16 protein-coding genes are annotated in these 19,055 nt (G+C 67.2%); 4 read left to right on the forward strand and 12 right to left on the reverse strand.

Going from position 1 to position 19,055, the window contains the following annotated elements; all coding sequences use genetic code 11:
• Nucleotides 1–38: 38 nt before the first annotated feature.
• From C7402_RS41130 to C7402_RS41150, 5 genes are read right to left on the reverse strand one after another with little or no spacing between them, the layout of a single operon-like run.
• Complete coding sequence (locus tag C7402_RS41130) at nucleotides 39–1,355, reverse strand: UxaA family hydrolase (RefSeq protein ID WP_116614639.1); 1,317 nt, start codon at nucleotides 1,353–1,355, stop codon at nucleotides 39–41.
• A gap of 32 nt (nucleotides 1,356–1,387) precedes the next feature.
• Nucleotides 1,388–1,720, reverse strand: coding sequence for a UxaA family hydrolase (locus C7402_RS41135; protein WP_116614640.1), 333 nt, complete (start codon nucleotides 1,718–1,720; stop codon nucleotides 1,388–1,390).
• A gap of 19 nt (nucleotides 1,721–1,739) precedes the next feature.
• Nucleotides 1,740–2,780 (reverse strand): ABC transporter permease, encoded by a 1,041-nt coding sequence (locus C7402_RS41140; protein WP_112177375.1) that lies wholly within the window; start codon nucleotides 2,778–2,780, stop codon nucleotides 1,740–1,742.
• Nucleotides 2,770–4,380 carry a sugar ABC transporter ATP-binding protein gene (locus C7402_RS41145; protein WP_112177401.1) on the reverse strand — a complete coding sequence of 537 codons (1,611 nt, stop codon included), beginning with the start codon at nucleotides 4,378–4,380 and terminating at the stop codon, nucleotides 2,770–2,772. The genes C7402_RS41140 and C7402_RS41145 overlap by 11 nt, the downstream gene beginning before the upstream one ends.
• A gap of 8 nt (nucleotides 4,381–4,388) precedes the next feature.
• Entirely contained in the window at nucleotides 4,389–5,471 is a 1,083-nt protein-coding gene (locus tag C7402_RS41150; RefSeq protein WP_116614660.1) for a sugar ABC transporter substrate-binding protein, read from the reverse strand.
• A gap of 279 nt (nucleotides 5,472–5,750) precedes the next feature.
• Between C7402_RS41150 and C7402_RS41155 the strand changes: the two genes are divergently transcribed.
• Entirely contained in the window at nucleotides 5,751–6,557 is an 807-nt protein-coding gene (locus C7402_RS41155) for an IclR family transcriptional regulator (protein ID WP_116614661.1), read from the forward strand.
• Nucleotides 6,558–6,600: 43 nt separating this feature from the next.
• On the opposite strand, the gene C7402_RS41160 is transcribed toward C7402_RS41155, so the two are convergent.
• Nucleotides 6,601–8,583 carry an O-linked N-acetylglucosamine transferase, SPINDLY family protein gene (locus C7402_RS41160; protein WP_165842113.1) on the reverse strand — a complete coding sequence of 661 codons (1,983 nt, stop codon included), beginning with the start codon at nucleotides 8,581–8,583 and terminating at the stop codon, nucleotides 6,601–6,603.
• Nucleotides 8,584–8,829: 246 nt separating this feature from the next.
• Here C7402_RS41160 and C7402_RS41165 point away from each other — a divergent pair, with 246 nt between their 5' ends.
• Complete coding sequence (locus C7402_RS41165) at nucleotides 8,830–9,375, forward strand: hypothetical protein (protein ID WP_112177377.1); 546 nt, start codon at nucleotides 8,830–8,832, stop codon at nucleotides 9,373–9,375.
• Nucleotides 9,376–9,384: 9 nt separating this feature from the next.
• On the opposite strand, the gene C7402_RS41170 is transcribed toward C7402_RS41165, so the two are convergent.
• The 4 genes from C7402_RS41170 to C7402_RS41185 form a co-directional block, all read right to left on the reverse strand.
• Nucleotides 9,385–11,748 carry a bifunctional acetate--CoA ligase family protein/GNAT family N-acetyltransferase gene (locus C7402_RS41170; protein WP_116614642.1) on the reverse strand — a complete coding sequence of 788 codons (2,364 nt, stop codon included), beginning with the start codon at nucleotides 11,746–11,748 and terminating at the stop codon, nucleotides 9,385–9,387.
• A 252-nt stretch (nucleotides 11,749–12,000) separates the two neighbouring features.
• Nucleotides 12,001–13,602, reverse strand: a complete 1,602-nt coding sequence (locus C7402_RS41175; RefSeq protein WP_112177379.1) for a peptide chain release factor 3 — start codon at nucleotides 13,600–13,602, stop codon at nucleotides 12,001–12,003.
• Nucleotides 13,603–14,161: 559 nt separating this feature from the next.
• Nucleotides 14,162–14,455, reverse strand: a complete 294-nt coding sequence (locus C7402_RS41180) for an H-NS histone family protein (protein ID WP_112177380.1) — start codon at nucleotides 14,453–14,455, stop codon at nucleotides 14,162–14,164.
• Nucleotides 14,456–14,560: 105 nt separating this feature from the next.
• Nucleotides 14,561–14,788, reverse strand: a complete 228-nt coding sequence (locus C7402_RS41185; RefSeq protein WP_112177381.1) for a hypothetical protein — start codon at nucleotides 14,786–14,788, stop codon at nucleotides 14,561–14,563.
• 387 nt (nucleotides 14,789–15,175) lie between these two features.
• On the opposite strand from C7402_RS41185, the gene C7402_RS41190 reads away from it, so the two are divergent.
• Complete coding sequence (locus C7402_RS41190; RefSeq protein WP_116614643.1) at nucleotides 15,176–16,447, forward strand: helix-turn-helix transcriptional regulator; 1,272 nt, start codon at nucleotides 15,176–15,178, stop codon at nucleotides 16,445–16,447.
• A 31-nt stretch (nucleotides 16,448–16,478) separates the two neighbouring features.
• On the opposite strand, the gene C7402_RS41195 is transcribed toward C7402_RS41190, so the two are convergent.
• The gene (locus C7402_RS41195; protein WP_116614644.1) at nucleotides 16,479–16,760 is read right to left on the reverse strand and encodes a hypothetical protein; all 282 of its coding nucleotides are present in this window, start codon (nucleotides 16,758–16,760) and stop codon (nucleotides 16,479–16,481) included.
• A gap of 98 nt (nucleotides 16,761–16,858) precedes the next feature.
• On the reverse strand, nucleotides 16,859–17,446 hold the full coding sequence (locus C7402_RS41200) for a BON domain-containing protein (protein WP_116614645.1): 588 nt from the start codon (nucleotides 17,444–17,446) through the stop codon (nucleotides 16,859–16,861).
• 208 nt (nucleotides 17,447–17,654) lie between these two features.
• Here C7402_RS41200 and C7402_RS41205 point away from each other — a divergent pair, with 208 nt between their 5' ends.
• Nucleotides 17,655–19,055: a GntP family permease gene (locus tag C7402_RS41205; protein WP_112177384.1), complete on the forward strand. Its 1,401-nt coding sequence runs from the start codon at nucleotides 17,655–17,657 to the stop codon at nucleotides 19,053–19,055.

Consider the following 19,055-nt stretch of genomic DNA (forward strand, 5'->3'; position numbering starts at 1 on the left):
AAATCTCCCGTATCCGGTTGCACGCGCAACCATTTCGTTCAGTGCGGCGTCATGTCGACAATCGGTACTCGCGCGCTCGCGGGCAGGCACGCCGGCCCGACCGGCTCGAAAGTCTTGTACGTGAGGATGAATTCCTGGTGGCCGAGATCCTCCGACCGTGAGCGCTCGCCGCCCGCAACCGCCAGCGTGCGCTCGAATACTTCACGGCCCACTTCGTCGAGCGTAGCGTGGCCTTCCAGAATGCGTCCGGCGTCCACGTCCATGTCGCCGGAAAGATTGCGGTACGTGAGCGGGTTCGCGCACACCTTGATGACGGGCGACAGCGCCGATCCCACCACCGATCCGCGCCCGGTCGTGAAGAGGATCACGTGCGCGCCGCAGGCGATCAGTTCCGCAATCTCGGCGTTGTCGCTGATGTTCGGAAAGCCGAAACGCGGCTCGCCGTCGGGCACCACGTCGAGCAGATAGAGCCCGCCCGTCGGCGGCACGTCGCCCGGCTTCACGATGCCGACGATGGGAGACGCGCCGCTTTTCGCATAGGCACCAAGCGATTTTTCTTCCTGCGTGGTGAGCCCGCCGTCGGCATTGCCCACGGCGAATGAGCCGTGGCCGAGAATCGAGTAATAGCGTGCCGCCTTGGCCACGCACGCCACGATCTCCGCGCCCAGTTCGGGCCGCGCCGCACGGCTTTCCATGTGGAATTCGCAGCCCACCAGCTCGCCGGTTTCCTCGAAGATGCAGGCCGCGCCCGCCGAGATCAACTGGTCGAACGCGCGGCCCACGGCCGGGTTCGCGGTGATGCCGCTGGTGCCGTCCGAGCCGCCGCAGATCGTGCCGACAACCAGTTCGTCCAGGCGCATCGGCACCTTCTTTTGCGCCGCGAGCTGCGCGCGCGCCGCGCGCACCCAGTCCAAGCCGTACTGGATCGTGCTGCGCGTGCCGCCCTTTTCCTGAATCGTCAGGACTTCTACGGGACGGCCGCTCGCGCGCACCTGCTCCACGAGGTAGTGCTTGTTCATGCTCTCGCAGCCGAGCGAGACGAACAGCACCGCGCCGACGTTCGGATGCGTGGTGAGCTGCTTCAGCATCTTCTCGGCATAGCTGTTCGGAAAGCAGCCCGGAAAGCCGATCAGGTGAACGGGCGGTGCTTTCGGCTGGCTTGCCCCATCCGGGTCGTCGAAGGCGTCGAACGGTTCGCGGAACTGCGCGACGATCTCGCGCGCCACGTGATGCGCGCACTCGACCAGATAGGCCACCGCAACCACATTGCGGATACCCTTGCGGCCGTCGCTGCGCGGCCAGCCTTCCAGCACAAGCTCGGCAGCGCGTGTAGGGGTGACGTTGGGTTCGCTCATATCGTGAATCCTGCTCGCGGCAAGCGCCGCATCTAGTGCTGGTGCGGGACGAACTCATGCCCCGCGTCATGCGTGTAGGTCGGCAAATAATCGCTTTCGAGGTTATGCGTGTGCAGATGCTCGCCGCGCGCGACCGGGACGCTCACGTGGCCAATGCGCGCGCCGTAGCGCAGCACTTTTTCCTGCGCGGCGAGTGCGCGCCGCGCCACCTTGTGGCCCAGTTCGATCGTCTTTGCCAGCGTCACGCGCTCCCCCTCTATCTCCACGGTCTCGCCCTGCGGCAGACGCGCCGCCGCGATCAGGCAGTTGTCTTCGGGAGCGAGCAGAATGAGGCGCGCGTCGGTATGGAGTGCGTTGCCGTTCACAGAAAGTCCTCCGCTGGCCTTAGTTCTGGGCCTCGCCGCCCGCGAGCCGCGCCACCATCAGCGAGCCGAGGATGATCGCGCCGTAAATCGCCTGAATCCAGAACGACGGCACCTGGGCGAGCGTGAGCAGGTTCTGCACCACACCGAGCAACAGCACACCCGACAGCGCGCCGAACATCGTGCCCTTGCCGCCGTCCAGTGAAATGCCGCCGATCACGGCTGCCGCGAACACGGTGAAGATCATGCCGTTGCCCTGGTTCGCATTGATCGCGCCCACGTAGCCGGTGACGATCAGACCGCCCAATGCCGCGAGCACGCTGCCGAGCACGAACACGCCCCATGTGATGCGCTCCACGCGAATGCCGGCCGCGCGCGCCGCGTCGGGATTGCCGCCGATCGCGTAGAGCGCGCGCCCCACGCGGTGATAACGCAGCATGAACGCGGCGATGGCGAACGCGGCGGCGGCGAGCCACACGGAAAGCGGCAGGCCGAGCACGATGGTCGTCGCGAGCGTGAAGAACGATGGCGGCATATCGAACAACGTGCCGCCCTTGGTGGCGCCCACCAGCATGCCGCGCAGCACGATCAGCATGGCCAGCGTCACGATGAAGGCGTTCAGGCGCAGCCGCACCACGAGAAAGCCGTTGATGAAGCCAATCAGCGCGCCCACCACCACGATGGCCGCGAGCCCCGCGAACGCGGGCCATTGCAGACCGAACCCCGCCGAGGCCGCGGGCATGACGAGCATCGCGCCGACCGCCGGCGCAATGCCCACGGTGGATTCGAGCGAGAGATCGAACTTGCCGGTGAGCACGATGAGCGATTCGGCGAGCACCACGAGCGCGAGCGCAGCCGATGCACCAAGCACGCTGATGAGATTCGCGCGCGTGAGAAAGCTCGGGCTCACGAAGCCGCCGATCACGATCAGCAGCAAGAGCGCAGGCAAGAGCGCGAAATCGCGCAGGCGCGCCAGCTCGATGCGCGGCCGCGCGCGGCGCCCGGCCGTTGCCGCGTCGCCCTGCGCCGCCGCGAATGCGGGCGTCGAAACACTATTCTTCATGAAGATCGACTCCTTCAATCGATGCAATCAGTTCGTGGTCCTGCCAGCCCGCCGCCATCTGCGCGACCACCTCGCCGCGAAACATCACGAGCACGCGGTCACAGGTACGCAGATCGTCGAGTTCGCTCGACACCACGAGCACGGCCTTGCCTTCCTCGCGCACGCGGTCCACGACCGAGAGCAGCGCTTCCTTCGATTTCACGTCCACGCCCGCCGTGGGATCGATCAGCACGAGAACGTCAGGATTGCTTGCCAATGCGCGCGCCATCACGACCTTCTGCTGATTGCCGCCCGAGAGCCCGGACACCACATGCTCCGGCCCCTGCGCGACGATGCCGAGGGTCTCGATCATGCGCTTGCCCACCTGATGCTTCTTCGCGGGCGGCGCGAAGCCGAAGCGGCCGAGCAGGCCCGCAATCGTCATCGACGCGTTCTCGGCCACCGACTGCGTGAGCACGAGCCCCTCGTGATGGCGATCCTTCGGCACGCAGCCCACGCCGCTCGCGAGCGCCGCGGGCACGTCGCCGGGCGTGAGCCGCGCGCCTTTCACGCGAATCTCGCCCGCCTGCTGCGCCGCGAGTCCGGCGATCGCCTCGCCCACGCTCGTGCGGCCGCTGCTCGTCGCGCCCGTGAGTCCCACCACCTCGCCGCGCTTCAACGCGAACGACACGTCGTGGTAGTCGTGGCCCGAGAGTCCGCGCACTTCCAGCGCGAGCGGCGCATCGGCGGGCAGCGGCTCGCGCGCGGCGGCGTCCGCGACATTCAGCCCGCCGCGCTCGCCCGTCATCGCCTCGATCAACCGTTCGCGCGGCAATTCGGCCACGCTCGCGCTCACGATATGGCGCGCGTCGCGCAGCACCGTCACGGTCTGGCAGATCTCGTACACCTCTTGCAGATGGTGCGAGATGAAGAGAAAGGTCACGCCTTCGCGCTGCAATTCGTCGATGCGCCGAAAGAGGCGCTTGATTTCCTCGCCGTCGAGCTGCGCGGTGGGCTCGTCGAGGATGATGAAGCGCGCGCCGTACGACAGCGCCCGCGCGATTTCCACGAGCTGGCGCGCCTCTACCGTCAGGTCGCCCGCGCGCGCGTCCTCGCGCACGTCGATGCGCCAGTGGTCGAGCAGCGCGCGCGCGTCGCGGCGCATGGTTTGCCAGTCGATCACGCCGCGCCGCTTCGGCTGACGATTGATGAACAGATTCTCCGCGACCGTGAGGTCGCGGATGATCGTGGAATGCTGGTACACGCAGGCCACGCGCTCGCGCCATGCATCGCGATCGGCGAGCGCGGGCGCGGCCTCGCCGTTAAAGCGCACGCTGCCCTCGTCGGGCTTGCGCAGGCCGGTGAGGATCGACACAAGCGTGGACTTGCCCGCGCCGTTGCGGCCCACGAGCGCGTGCGACTCGCCCGCCATCACGCGCAGGCTCACGTTGGCGAGCGCCGCCGTGGAGCCGAAGCGTTTCGTCACGCCGCTCGCCTCCACGACCGGCGGCAACGCCCGCGCGGCCGCCTCGCGGCTGCCCGTGAATACCGCGCCGCCGGGCGGCGGCGCGTTGCCCACTGCGGCCCGATCGCCCGATCGATCGCTCGTGTGGCGGCTCATGTGACCGCTCATTTGACCGTATTACCCCACAGGTTCTTGTCGTCGACGTTCTGCTTCGTCACGAGCGGCGCCGGCAACTGGTCTTCGAGAATGCCGGGCTGCAACTGGACGATATTGCTGTCGTGATCGGTCTTGCCCGGCTTGAACGTCTTGCCTTCCAGCGCGGCCTTGATGTAATAGAGGCCGTATTTCGCGTAGAGATCGGCAGGTTGTGAAACGGTCGCGTCGATCTCGCCCTTGCGGATAGCTTCGTACTCCTGCGGAATGCCGTCATTGGAGACGATCACGATATGCTTGGGGTCTCCCACGGGAACGAGCAACTGCTTGCGGCGCAGCGTTTGCAACGTGGGCGAGAGATACACGCCGCCCGCCTGCATGTAGATGCCCTTCACGTCCGGGTTCGCGGTCAGCAGGCTGTCCAGCGCGCTCGCCGCCACGTCGCCCTTCCAGCCGGCCGGAATCTCCAGCAGCGACAGATTCGGATAGTTCTTCAGGCAAGCGCGGAACGCTTCCGAACGGTCGCGCCCGTTCACCGAGGCGAGGTCGCCCATGATCTGCACGACCTTGCCCGACTTCACATGCTCGCCGATGTATTTGCAGGCCTTCTCGCCATACGCGCGGTTGTCGGCGCGCACGACCATCGCCACGGCGCCCTGCGTGGGCGCGACGTCCACGGCCACGACTTTCACGTTCTTCTGTGCGGCGTTGTCGAGCGCGCGGCTGATCGCCGCCGAATCGATCGGGCCGACCACAATGCCCTTCGCGCCCAGATTGATCATGTTGTTCATGTCCGTGATCTGCTGGGCGGGATCGTTGTTCGAGTTCACGGGCGCGAGCACGTCGATGCCGTCCTGCTTCGCGTACACGCCGAGATAGTTGTTGTACGACTGCCAGAACGGCGAGGTGAGGAGCGGCAGGCCGAGGCCCACCTTGCCGACCTCGGCCGCGCTGGCTGCGGCCGGTGCGCCGAACGCGGCAGCGCACGCCGCGGCGACACAAAGGGTTTTCGTGGCCGCACGGGCCAGCGCCGCGCGCGCCTGGCGGGTTTCGGTGGAGCGGCGGGCCAGCACGAGCCCGGATGCGAACGCCATGTCTGTCTCCTGGTCGGCCGCACGGGGCGCTTCGGCGCCCATGCGACCGCATCTGTCGTTGTTGAATTCCATGTGCTCGCCGCGCCCCGCGAGGAATGCACGAAGCGCCGGCGACCCGTTGCAACTGCCACTTCCCTTTCCAGACGACGCTGGTGTATGTTCACCAGTGAACCTATTATTCATATACGCACCGCACAAGGTCAAGGAATGTGCAGCGCAGCATGGGTCCGTGATTTCCCTGGGAACGATCGAATGGAAAACAACGCGAAAAAACGCCCGATGGACAACGCGCCCGACGAAGCCGACGAGAAAGACGACGGCGACCGCTATCGCGCGCCCGCGCTGGACAAGGGGCTCGACATCCTGGAGCTGCTCGCGGAGCAGCGCGGCGGCCTCACGCGCGCGGAGATCACGAAGGCGCTGGGGCGCAACGCGAGCGAGATCTACCGCATGCTGGAGCGCCTCGTGGCGCGCCAATATGTGATGCGTTCGGAAGCGGGCGACCGCTACGCGCTCAGCCTGAAACTGTTCGCGCTCGCGCACCGCCACCCGCCCATGGAGCGCCTGATCGCCGAAGCGCTGCCGCTCATGCAGCGCTTCGCCAACGACGCGGAGCAGTCCTGCCATCTCACGGTGTACGACCGCGGCAATCTGCTCGTGATCGCGCAGGTGGACGGTCCGGGCACGTGGGGCATCGCGGTGCGGCTGGGCTCCCGCGTGGGTCTGGTCGATACCAGTTCGGGGCGCACGCTGCTCGCATGGCAAACGCAGGAGCAGCGCGCGCACATGCTCGCGGAGCATACGAAAGTGAAGGGCGAAGTGACGATCGACCACGCGGCGCTCGAGGCCGCGTGCGAGCAGGTGCGCAAGACGGGTTTCTCGCGCAAGGACAGTCAGCAGATTTTCGGCGTGACGGACGTGACGTTTCCGGTGCTCGGGCCTTCGGGTCAGGCGATCGCCGCGCTCACCTGCCCGTTTCTCAGGCGTATCGACGAATACGTCGCGCCCTCGCTCGACGAGGCGACGCACATGCTGGGCGAGATCGTGCAGAGCCTGTCGATGCTGCGCGAAGACGGCGCGGCGTGAGGCTCAGTACAGGCGCTGCTCGATGCCCCGGCGCAACCGCGCGCTACTGCACCACCACGGGCGTACGATCGCCAGCCTGGCCATGCACCTCGCGCCCGACGATCGCGAGATAAAGCCGCTCCAGGTCACGCGTGAACGCAACCGTATCGAACAGCGGCGAGCTGCGCCGCGCCTGCGCAAGTTTCTCGCGCACGCGCGCCCGCCACGCCGTGTCGGTGGCGAAGCCGAGCGCGATCTGGAAGTACGTGTCGAGATCGCGCGCAACCAGCTCGTCGAGCCCCACCGCATGCAGCAGGCTCACACCCACGCGCCCCGCGAACAGGGTGCCCGGCGCGCTCACCATCGGCACGCCCGCCCAGAGCGCGTCGCTGCCCGTGGTATGCGAGCCCACCGGCAGCGTGTCGAGCGCGAGGTCCGCGAGTTGCAGCCGCGCGAGATGCGCCTCCTGCGTCACGCGCGGCGCGAAGATCACGCGTGCGGCATCGACGCCTTGCGTTTCGAAGAACTGCCGCAGGTTTTCTTTGGCGCGCGCCGAACCGGGTTCGAGCAACCACAGCACGCTAGCCGGCGTGGCCTTCAGTAGCCGCGCCCAGAGCGTGGAGATCTGGGCATTCAGCTTGAACGTCTGATTGAAGCTGCAATAGACGAAGCCCTTCTCCGGCAGCCCGGCTTGCGCGCGCGAAGGCCGCGGTGCGCTCTGGCGACGATGGTCGAGGGGCTGGTAGCAGTGCGGCATGAGCGCGAGCGTCTCGCTGAATTGCGCGGCAGCGCCAGGCGGCGTAACGACGGCGTCGGAGATCAGGTAGTCGGCGAGGCGTGCGTGCCCGAGCGAACCGGGGTAGCCCAGCCAGCTCACGATCACGGGCGCGGGCCGCAGCGCGGTAATGCCGAGCCGCGTGCCCGTCGTAAAGCCTTTCAGGTCGACGAGCAGGTGAATGCCGTCGTGCGCGATTTGCGCGGCGGCCTGCGCATCCGAAAGCGCGCCGACGTCGTGCCACGTGCCCGGCACGTGCGCAAAGCGCGCGCGGGCGGTGGCGTCGGGGTCGGGCCCGTACGAATAGAGGTGAACGTCGAAGCGCTTCGCGTCGTGCAGTTCGAACACGCCCGCCAGCAGGCGCAACGTGGCGTGATCGTAGAAGTCCGCCGACAGATAACCGATGCGCAGGCGCTCGCCCGACTCGAAGCGCGCGAGCGCGGCGGCAAGGCCCGCGCCGCGCGCCACGAGCGGGGGCGCCGCCAGTTCGCCACGCCAGCGGCTTTGCGCGAAGCGCAGCCCGGCGTCGCGATGCAGTTCCGGCGTGAGCGCCGGGATGCCGAGCAGGCACCAGGGCGTGAGGTTGTCCGCGGCGCCGGACGACACCATGGAAAGCGCCGCCGCGTCGATCTCCCCAAGCTGCTGCCAGTGCGCCTCGCGGCGGCGCACGTACTGCGAGGCCTCCCAACGGCCGCCGCGGCGGTAGGCCTCATCGGCCTCGTCCATGCGGTTCATGCGCTCCAGCAAGCCGCCGTAGCACTGCCAGAGGTGCGGCGAGTTCGGGGTGAGCGCGAGCGCCTGCTTGAGATTCGCCTCGGCGGCTTCGTGCTGGCCCGCGTCCTGCTGGAGCATCGCCAGGTTGCTGTAGGCGAGCGCGTAGGAGGCGTCGGTTGCAATCGCCTCGCGGTAGCAAGCCTCGGCCTGCGGCAGCGAATTGCGCTTCTTGAGCAGATTGCCGAGGTTGTTGAAGAGGCGCGCTTCGCGCAGGCCCGCGCCAATCGCGGCGCGGTAGGCTTCGATCGCCTCGCCGTCGCGGCCTTGCCACAGCAGCGTCCAGGCGAGGTCGCGCCGGCATGGCCCGCTCTCGCGCTCGGCCAGCGACGCGCGCAGGCATTGTTCGGCCGCCGCGAACTGCGACTGGCGCGCGAGCGTCACGCCCAGTTGATGGTGCGCGTCGGCATGTTTGGGGTCTTGCGCGAGGATCTCGCGAAAAAGCGCCTCGGCGAACGCGTATTTTTCATCGTTCAACTGCGCGATGCCACGTTGAAGCATCGACTCGTGGCGCGCGTCGGCACGCGACTCGCGGCGCGAGCCCGCTGGGGAAAGAGGTCGGGATGAGTTCATCCGATGATGATAGGGACCGCCCCCAGTCAAGAAAATCGGACGGTTCCTACAAGTGCCGCGCGCAAGTGGAAGCCGGCCGGCCAAAACGGTTAGAATGGCGGCCCTCCCAAAAAACCGGTGCGCCTCGTCCTGCTGAACCACGGCGGGCAAGCGGCGGCCGCGCATTCGAAACCCATGGCGAAACTTCTCACCGATCAAGAATTCCAGCGCTTTTCCGAGCTTCAGCAGAAACAGGCCAGTTTCACGATCACGCCCGATGAAGCCGACGAGCTGCGTGACATCGTCGCGCGCGCGCAGAAAAAGCGCGACGACCGCGCCGACGCGATGAAGACCGTCGAAACCGCCATCGCGCAGTTCGAGATCGCCCCCGAGGAGTTGTTCACGGCCGACCAGATCGCCGAGGCCGCGCGCAATTTCGGCCTGATTCCGGCCACGCGCAAGGAGCGCGTGCTGCCGCCTTCGCTCACCTTCAACGGCAAGACGCACCAGTGGACCACGCGCGCGCTGCCCGATGAGATCCGCACGCCGCTGTTCGACGCGTTCCAGGGCGGTCAGTCGGTCAAGGCGTTCATCGCCACGCCCAAGGACGCCGCGCGCTGCGCCGCGACCATCGCGCGCCTCGAAAAGGAAACCGGCGCGCAATACGGCGAGGCCTGGCTCGAAGAACTCGCGCTCACGCGCGGCCAGATCGACGACGCGCTCGCCAAACTGGCCGCCTGAGCTTCCCGCTCAGTCTAGCGGCATGCGAAAACCGACCACGCCCGGGTCTTCCGTGGGCGTGACGGTAAAGCCGCAGGCGCGCGCGAGGCCGATCATCGGCGCATTCTCGCGCAGCGCCTCGCCGAGCAGCCAGTGCGTGCCGCGCGAGCGCACGTAGGCGATGATGCGCGACATCAGCAAACGCCCGAGGCCGCGCCCCTTCAGTGTCGACAGCACCGTGCACGCGAACTCGGCGGTCTCGTTGTCCGGATCGGCCACGGCGCGCACCACGCCTAGCGTGCGCGGCTCGCCGTCCTCGCCCTGCACCACGGCGATCAGCGCCATCTCGCGGTCGTAGTCGATCTGCGTCATGCGCGCGAGCTGCGTGTGATCGAAGCTGCGCACCGCCGAAAAGAAACGCAGGCGCAAATCGTCGGGCGTCATCGACTCGACGAACTTGCGATGCATCGCCTCGTCTTCAGGACGGATCGGCCGGATCGTGAGGCGCTCGCCGTGCCAGTCGAGGGTTTCTTCGAGGCGGCGCGGATACGGCATGATCGCAAAACGGCTGCGCTTTTCCGCAATCTGAAGCCGCGGCTCCACGACCACGACCGCCTCGGGCAGCACGCGCAGCGTCAGGCGCAAACCCACGATCTCGCGCACCTCGCACACGCACTGCGACAGCTCGGTGAGCGCCGCGAGCGTCGGCTCGGGCGCCACGTTGCGCGCATAGGGCGAGCGCGCGATGATGTCGCGCGACAGCACGGGGTTGAGCGGCGGCAGGCTGTAGACGCGCAGTGGCGGCGAAATTTCGTCCGGCGACGGCGCGGAAAAGCGGAACACCGGGCCGAAGTTGTCGTCGTCGCGAAACTGCACCGTCACGTCCACCACGGGCTTCACGCCGGGCTCGTCCTGCGCCTGGGTGACGAGTCCGAAGCGCGCGAGCAGCCGCGCCGCCTCCTCGCCCGCCAGCTCCGTGCGTCCGGCCGCCAGCGCCGCACGCGCTTCGCCCTGGGCGGCCTCGATCGCGGCGGGGCCCTGGGCAGGCATCGTTTCCGGCGTCTGCATGAGCAGCTCGCGGCCCAGCCGGTAATCGACGAGACGCGCGAACGCGCGCGCCAGCCGGCGCGGCGTGGTGTGCACGGGAATGCCGTGCGCATGCAGCTCGTCGCGGGTTTTCTCGTCCACGCCGCCGAAGAAGCACGCGAGCATGCCGCGATAAGCAAAACGCTGATGCTCGATGAGCGTACGCGCCACCTCCTCCACCGGCGCGCTGTGCGTGGGCGCGTGCACGACGAACGCCGTGCCGCTCGAACGCTGTGAAGCGAGCGTTTGCAGCGCGAGGCCGAAGTGCTCGGGCTTCGCGGTGTCGCCCAGCACGAGCGGATTGCCTGCCTGCGCATGCGGCAGCGCAGCCTGCACCGCGGCGAGCGCTTCGTCGTTCCAGTGCGCGAGCGTGTCGCCGGCCTTCGTGAAGGCGTCGCGCGCGAGCGTCGCCACGCCCCGGTCGCTCGTGATGAGCGTGGCCGTGTCGCTCGCCGCCACGCGGCCGAGACCGAGCGTTTCGATTTCGTCGAGCAGGTCGTCGAGCGTGTCGACGCGCACGACGCCCGCGCGCCGGAACGCCGCCGTGTAGAGCGCGTCGCCCGGATCGTCGCGGCCGCTCCTCAGCGCGAGCACCGGCTTGTTGCGCGCCGCCGCGCGCGCCGCCGACATGAACTTGCGCGCGGCGCGAATCGTGTCCACTTCGAGCAGGATGGCGCGCGTGCTGGGGTCGCTCGCGAGATAGTCGAGCACGTCGCCCACATCGACGTCGGCCTCGTCGCCGAGCGCGATCACGTGCGAAAAGCCGAGGCCGCGCGCGCCGGCCCAGCGCAGCACGGCGTTGGTGAGCGCGTTGGACTGCGAGACCCAGGCCACGCCGCCCTTGCGCGCGACGGACGCCGCCGCGCCCAGTTGCGCATTGAGCGCGGGCGTGAGCGCGCCGAGACTGCCGGGGCCGACGATGCGCAACAGGTGCGGGCGCGCCGCCGCGAGTGCGTGGCGCAGGTCGGCCTGGTCGGCTTCGTCGCGCATCTCGCCCACGATGATGGCCGCGCGCGTGCCCATGCCGCCCAGGCGATGCACGAGCGCGGGCCAGGTGGCGGGCCGCGTGCAGATGATCGCGACGCCGGGCGCTTCGGGCAGGTCTCCCGCGTCGGCCACCACGGGGCGGCCGTCGAACGCCTCGAAGTCGCCCGTGTGGCGCGGATTCACGGCCCACACGGGGCTCGTGTAGCCGCCTTCGATGAGCCGCTGCCACACCATGCTGCCGATGCTGCCGGGTCGCCGCGAAGCGCCGATCACGGCCACGGATTTCGGCTGGAACACCGCGTCGAGATTGCGTACGGTCACAGGCTCTCCTCGTTGGTCGAACGGGCGCGCGCCGCACGGGCACGCGCCGGTTTGTCGTTTTATACCGTCACGAGAAGAGGATAGGGCAAGCGCGCAGGCGATGCGCGCTTTTCGCCCGCCGCGCAGGCGGCGGCATGGCGTCGCACGCCGCTGCGGGCGGGCGCGCAGGCGTGCGTGCCTACGTGTGTCACGCACGATGCGCGAGGAGGGGTTTCGCGGGTTTGAAAACGCGGCGCGAGCGCGCCGCGCGTGTTACATCGACTTGCGGAACGGCGCGCCCGAATGTTCGCGCAGTTCGTTGAACACGATCTTCGGCCAGGCCTTTTGCGCGACCTCGATTTCGGAGACGTGCGAAGCAAGATAGGTCGGCGCATTCGACGCGTCGTAAGCCATGCGTGCGGCGTACGAGTCGGTGAAGCGGCGCAGCTCGGCGGCGTCGTCGCAGGTCACCCAGCGCGACAGGCGATAGCGCGCGGGCATGATGCGTACTTCTACCTTGTACTCGGCCGAGAGGCGGTGCGAGACCACTTCGAACTGAAGCTGGCCCACCGCGCCCAGGATCGTCGCGCCGCCGTGCAGCGGACGGAACACCTGGATCGCGCCCTCTTCGCCCAGTTGCTTGAGCGCTTCGCCCAGTTGCTTGGCGCGCATGGGGTCGACCACTTCGATGGTCTGGAAGATTTCCGGCGCGAAGAACGGCAGCCCCGTGAATTGCAGGTCTTCGCCTTCGGTGAGCGTGTCGCCCAGACTCAGCGTGCCATGGTTAGGAATACCGATGATGTCGCCAGGATACGCCTCGGCCACGGTCTCGCGGCGCTGCGAGAGGAAGCTCACCACGTTGTTGGCGCGGAAGGTCTTGTTGTTGCGCGTGACCTTCAGTTGCATGCCGCGCTCGAAGTGGCCCGAGCACACGCGGATGAATGCCACGCGGTCGCGGTGCGCGAGGTCCATGTTGGCCTGCACCTTGAACACGACGCCCGTGAACTTCGGCTCGTCGGGCGACACGGCGCGCTGCACCGCGATGCGCGGCGACGGCGGCGGCGCGAGATCGACCAGCGCGTCGAGAATTTCCTTGACGCCGAAGTTGTTGATCGCCGAGCCGAACAACACCGGCGACTGCTCGCCGGCCAGGAACGCGTCGCGGTCGAACGCGGGCGTCGCGCCCGTGATCAGCTCGACTTCTTCCTTGGTGCGCTTCCAGTGATAGCCGAAACGCGCTTCGCCGTCTTCGTCGCTGATGTGTTGCAGCGTTTCCACCGCGCCGCCGAGCGATTCCTGACCTGCACGGAACACGCGCACCTGGTCGCGCTGGATGTCGTACACGCCCTGGAACTCCTTGCCCATGCCGATGGGCCAGGTGAACGGCACGGCGGCCACGCCCAGGTGCTGCTCGATTTCGTCGAGCAGGTCGAGCGGCTCGCGCACTTCGCGGTCGAGCTTGTTGATGAACGTGAGAATGGGCGTCTTGCGGCTGCGGCAGACTTCGAGCAGCTTGAGCGTTTGCGCTTCCACGCCGTTCGCGCCGTCGATCACCATCACGGCCGCGTCAACCGCCGTGAGCACACGGTAGGTGTCTTCCGAGAAGTCCTCGTGGCCCGGCGTGTCGAGCAGGTTGATGACGGCGTCGCCGTACTCGAACTGCATGACCGAGCTGGCGACCGAAATGCCGCGCTGCTTTTCGATCTCCATCCAGTCGGAGGTCGCGAAGCGGCCGCTTTTCTTGCCCTTCACGGTACCGGCGATCTGGATCGCGCCCGAAAACAGCAGCAGCTTTTCGGTGAGCGTGGTCTTGCCCGCGTCCGGGTGAGAAATGACCGCGAACGTGCGGCGGCGTCTGAGTTCGGCAACTGACATGGATAGGGCGGGTATCACTGATGAATTCGGGCAACCGGGCCGCGCGGCGGTGGTTGCGGCGAGCGCGGCGGCGCTTGCGGGCGGCTTCTGTCGCCAAATACGAGGCAAGTGCGCGGACTGGCTCGCGCGACAAATAGCACGAGCGATCGGGAATGTTCCGGGGATGCCCGCGCAGAACGGCGCCGGGACCGAATGATACACGGCATTCGGGCCGCCGACTAAACGTTTGATGTGCGGGGCGCGTGCCAATCCGGGCAGCGCGCCGCACGCGGCGCCCGCACGCCCTGGCGCAGCGGCGCCGGGCGGCGGTTGAGGTGAGCTTTTACGGGAAGCGGCGGGGAAACGGCGCTGTGAGGTGCGGCGGCGGCCTTTCATGGGCCAGCCGGGTTCGTGAAGCGCGCCCCATTTTCGCGAAAATTTCGTTTCGCAACAGGCACTTGCCCGGAAGATGCGCGCGACGCCCTGACAGTCATGCATTCCGCCCGCGCGCGCCTCGTAGCGCTCAAGGTGAGCTTTTGCGGGAGGCAACCGGCAACGTGCCCGCCGTACCTTTGAGCCGCTATTCCTTGATGAGGAAGCGTTCGCGGTTCTTGCCCGCCAGCCAGCCCGGCGCGCGCCCACGGCCGCTCCAGGTTTCGCCGGTTTTCGGGTTGACGTAGCGGGCCGGCAGCGCCTTCTTGCGCGCGGGGACTGCGGCGCGGCTGGAGAAACCGAGTTCTTCCGCGGTGATGTCGTATTCCGCGATCATTTCCTTGATCTCGGCAATCGCCTGGGCAACTTCCTTTTCACGCGCCACAGCGACTTCCTTGTGAAGCTTTTCCAACTGGGCGGTCAATTGCTTGTAGCTCGGCATGAAACGTCATCTCCAGGTCGGTCACAACAACGCCATTGTGACCGGTTTGGAGCGCGAGCGCGTCATAAGGCGCGCTTTTTTACAAAACCGCCGCAAACGTTGGCGCTAGCGGCCGCGTTGCTGGAGCGCTTCGTGTTGCAGCCGGCTTTCGAGCGCGCGCAACGCGTCGTTCAGCCGCTTTACGCGCAACATTTGGGATGGCACCAGGTTGGCGTGCGAAACCGTGTCGAGCCGGCCGCGCCAATAGGAAAGTGGAATACGATCGCGGCCTGAAAGCCGCGCAATGATGTGTTCGAGATGCTCGATGTCCTTTTCGAGTTGGTGATGATTCATCGCTGCCCCCGGTAATGACAAATTTTATCGAGCGCGCACGCAATAGCGCGCACTCACTTTCGTCGCATCGGCGATTTTCCGCACGCTGCGGATAATCGAGCCGTATTGGCCTTGTGCCAGCTGGCCGCACTCAATGTGAGCCGCCACTGATTTTGCGTTTTGTTCGTTACGTGAGACGCAGAATAGGATGAGCGCGCCCAATCATCCGTTGGTTACCGCACGGAATCAGGGACGCCGGTCGTCCACGCTGACGGTTGTATCCGCATCCATAACGGAACGCAGATTAACGGGCGCTATTGCGTCTGTATATTCCTCATTTGTGGAACGCTATGCGGCCTGCATTTTGCTCGCGCATAGCCCGTCTACGACTCGAACAATGAGAACGGCGTGAAAACAAACGAATCACAATACGATCGCCTGCTGCATGCCATTTACGAAACAATCGATAATTCTTGCGCGTGGAAGGATTTTTGCGCGCAATTACGCGAAACGATCGACGTGGCGTCGGTTCATTTGTTTGCCTTCGACCGGCAACGCGACCTCTTTTCCTGGAGCGACGGCTTTGCGCTTTCGAGCGCGGAGCCGCTCGAGCGGATTCGCCCGCTCTATCGCGACGACGCGCGCCTTGCGTGGCTGCGCGCCTTCCCGCCCGGCAAGTGGTTGCATTGCGGCGTGGAACTCGACGATGCGCAGGACAACGCGCAGGACGACGCACAGCACGACCGTGCGGGCGGCCTCGCGTTCTGCCCGCTCGAAGCGGGCCATCGCTGCGTGGCGCTGTGCAAGCTCGTCGATCAGCACGGCCTCACGGTCATGCTCGCCTGTAGCGCCGGCACCGACACCGGACCGCTGCCGGGCGAGCGCCGCGAACTGCTGGAGCGGCTCACGCCGCACCTCGTGCGCGCGGTGCGCCTCTACACGCGGCGCTTCACGCTCAACGCCGACACGCTCGCCAACCGCTCGCGCCCGCCGGCCATGCTGGTGAGCGCGCTGGGCGAAGTGCTCCACAGTAACGAGCCGGCGCAGCGGCTCCTGAAGTCGACCACGCTCGTACGCGTGCGCGCTCGGCGGCTCACGCTCGCCGCGCCCCACCACGCGCGGCTGCTGGAGGACATCGCCGTGAGCGAGGCGCGGCTGCGCAACCGGGCGAGCGGCGCGCGCACGGCGGCGGCGCGCTATCGCGCGTTGCGCATCGTTGGCGCGGACATGCCCGAGACGGCTGACGTCGCCGCCATTGCGAACCTGAACGCGGCGGGAGAATCCGGCGCGCAGGCGTCAGCGAAGCTCGCGGCAAGCCAGCATGAAGTGCTCTACGCGTTCTATAACGTCGTGACGGCCGAGGACGCCTCGGCTTCGGAGTTGCGCGCCTTCGCGGCGCTGACCTTCTATCACCCGCGCTCGGCGCCGCCCGTCGACGAGCAGGTGCTCGCCACGGCCTTCGATCTCTCGCCGGCCGAATGCCGCATCGCGCTTTTGCTCGCGGAGGGGCTCACGCAAAAGGAAATCGCGGCGCACGTGGGCGTGCAGCACGACACGGTGCGCAAGCAACTGCAATCGATCTTTCAGAAGACGGCGACCCGGCGCCAGCCGGACCTGCTGCGCCTGTTGCTGAATCTGCCGGCGAGAGGGACGGCGATCGGCACGGCCGCCGAAGGCTGAGCGCCGCGGCGCCCAGGCCGACAGGCCGCGCTTACTGGGCCTTGCGGCAGGCGAATACGAGCGTGTAATTGCCGTTGTCGGTGGACGTGGCGACGGTGTCATAACCGGCGCCGGCACAACGCGCACGCGCCTGCTGCGCGCACGAATCGCGGTCACCCGAGGCCGGGCACTGAACCTGGATCGTCGGACGGCCGTCCGAGAGGAACAGCGGCGGCCCGCTGCTGCATGCGGCAAGCGCCGCGACCAGGGCCAAGGCGCCCGCCGCGAACGGCAACCTGCGCAAACGGAACAACGACGAACCAGGACGAGTCATTGGAGCACCCCGATGGGCTTTGTAGTTTTTCGACGATGCGATTGTGCCATGCCGCGAGCCCCCTGCGCGCCATCGCGGCGAGCGCCGCGCGAGCGCGCTCAAGGCGCGGGTGCGAGGGGCTGCGCGCGGGTTTTGTAAGGCAGCGCGCCGCGCGGGTCCGGCGTCACGCGCACGAACACCTGCTCGACGTCCGCAATCGCGGCCAGCCTGCGCTCCAGCGCCGCGCTGTCGAAACCCGCGCTCACGCACCCTTCCGCGTAGACAAAGCGGCGCTGCACGGTGATCCAGACGCTCGTGTCCGCCAACATGGCGTCGCCTTGCAGTTGTTGACGAATGGCCGCCGCGATATCGGCATCGTAGAGATACGAATTCGGCTTCGTGCATTTGTGCGCGAGCCAGCAGGTCGTGCCGCGCTCCACGCGATAGTGGGCGTCGTCGTCGGCTTCGGCTTTCGACATCAGCGGGCCAAGCGGCAGCGGGCAGTCGCGTATCGCGCTGGAAAGCGCGAAGAAGGGGTCGTTGTACCAGTTCCTGAGTTCCGCCCCGGCCGGAGCCTGCGCTACCGCGCCCGGCGCTGCAATGCCGGCAAAGGCCACGAAAGCGCCTGCGCGAGCGAGCGCAAGCGCACGCCGCACCGCGCCTCCCGTGGCCCACGCGCCTCGCCCGGCCGAACCGTTTGCGTCCATCGTATTCTCCCTCGCCCGCCTCCTCTCTCCCGCAACGGTCGGATCGCGCGGACACGTTGACAATAACGAGACACAGCCTTTCGCTACAATCGCTGCGACGCAGCACGGCCGCTGCCAGCCGCATCAAAGCGCACTGGAAGCGCCGCCGAGAGCCATAGATCTCACAACACGCCTCGCCGCGCAACACGATCGATCCGCAGGAGACTCCATGTCGTTTGTTATCGTTCTCGCCGCCCTCGCGTTTCTCATGCTCGCCGCCTACCGCGGCTACAGCGTGATTCTCTTCGCGCCCATTGCCGCGCTCGCCGCGGTCCTCTTCACCGACCCCGCCGCCGTCGCACCGGTTTTCTCCGGCATTTTCATGGAGAAGATGGTGGGCTTCGTGAAACTCTACTTTCCCGTGTTCCTGCTCGGCGCGGTATTCGGCAAGGTCATCGAGCTATCGGGCTTTTCCGAGGCGATCGTGCATGCCGCGATCCGCTACATCGGCCGCTCGCGCGCGAACGCCGTGATCGTGGCCGTGTGCGCGCTGCTCACGTACGGCGGCGTGTCGCTCTTCGTCGTGGTGTTCGCGGTGTACCCGTTCGCAGCCGAACTCTATCGCCAGAGCAACATTCCGAAGCGCCTCATGCCCGGCGCCATCGCGCTCGGCGCGTTCTCGTTCACGATGGATTCGCTGCCCGGCACGCCGCAGATCCAGAACATCATTCCCACCACGTTCTTCAAGACCACGGCCTGGGCCGCGCCCGCGCTCGGCGTGATCGGCTCGGTTTTCATCATCGTGGTCGGCCTTTCGTACCTCGAATGGCGCCGCCGCAGCGCCATGGCGAAAGGCGAAGGCTACGGCACTTCGCTCGTGAACGAGCCCGAGCACGTCAAGACCGACCACTTGCCGCACCCGGCGCTCGCCATCGCCCCGCTCGTGCTGGTGGGCGTGGCGAACTTCTTCCTCACGCGCTGGATTCCGCTCTGGTACGGCGACACCGTGACCGTCGCGCCCGACGTGCTGCCCGGCATTCATGCCCCGGTGACGGCCACGGTCAAGCAGGTCGTGGCGATCTGGTCGGTGCAGGGCGCGCTGCTGCTCGGCATCGTGCTCGTGATCGTGACGGCGTTCGGCCGGGTGAAGGACCGCTTCGCGACCGGCACGAAGGCGGCCGTGGCCGGCGCGCTGCTCGCTTCGATGAATACCGCCTCGGAATATGGCTTCGGCGGCGTGATCGCGGCGCTGCCCGGCTTCATCGTGGTGAGCGACGCGCTCAAGAGCATTCCGAATCCGCTCGTCAACGCCGCCGTTTCGGTGAGCGCCCTCGCGGGCATCACCGGCTCGGCTTCGGGCGGCATGAGCATCGCGCTCGCGGCCATGTCCGATCTCTTCATCAAGAGCGCGCAGGCCGCGCATATTCCGCTCGAAGTGCTGCACCGCGTGGTGGCGATGGCGAGCGGCGGCATGGACACGCTGCCGCACAACGGCGCGGTCATCACGCTGCTCGCGGTGACGGGGCTCACGCACCGCGAGTCGTATCGCGACATCTTCGCGGTGACGGTCATCAAGACGCTGGCCGTCTTCTTCGTGATCGCCGTCTACTATTCGACCGGAATCGTTTGA

Source organism: Paraburkholderia unamae (assembly GCF_003096875.1).
GTDB classification, from domain to species: domain Bacteria; phylum Pseudomonadota; class Gammaproteobacteria; order Burkholderiales; family Burkholderiaceae; genus Paraburkholderia; species Paraburkholderia unamae.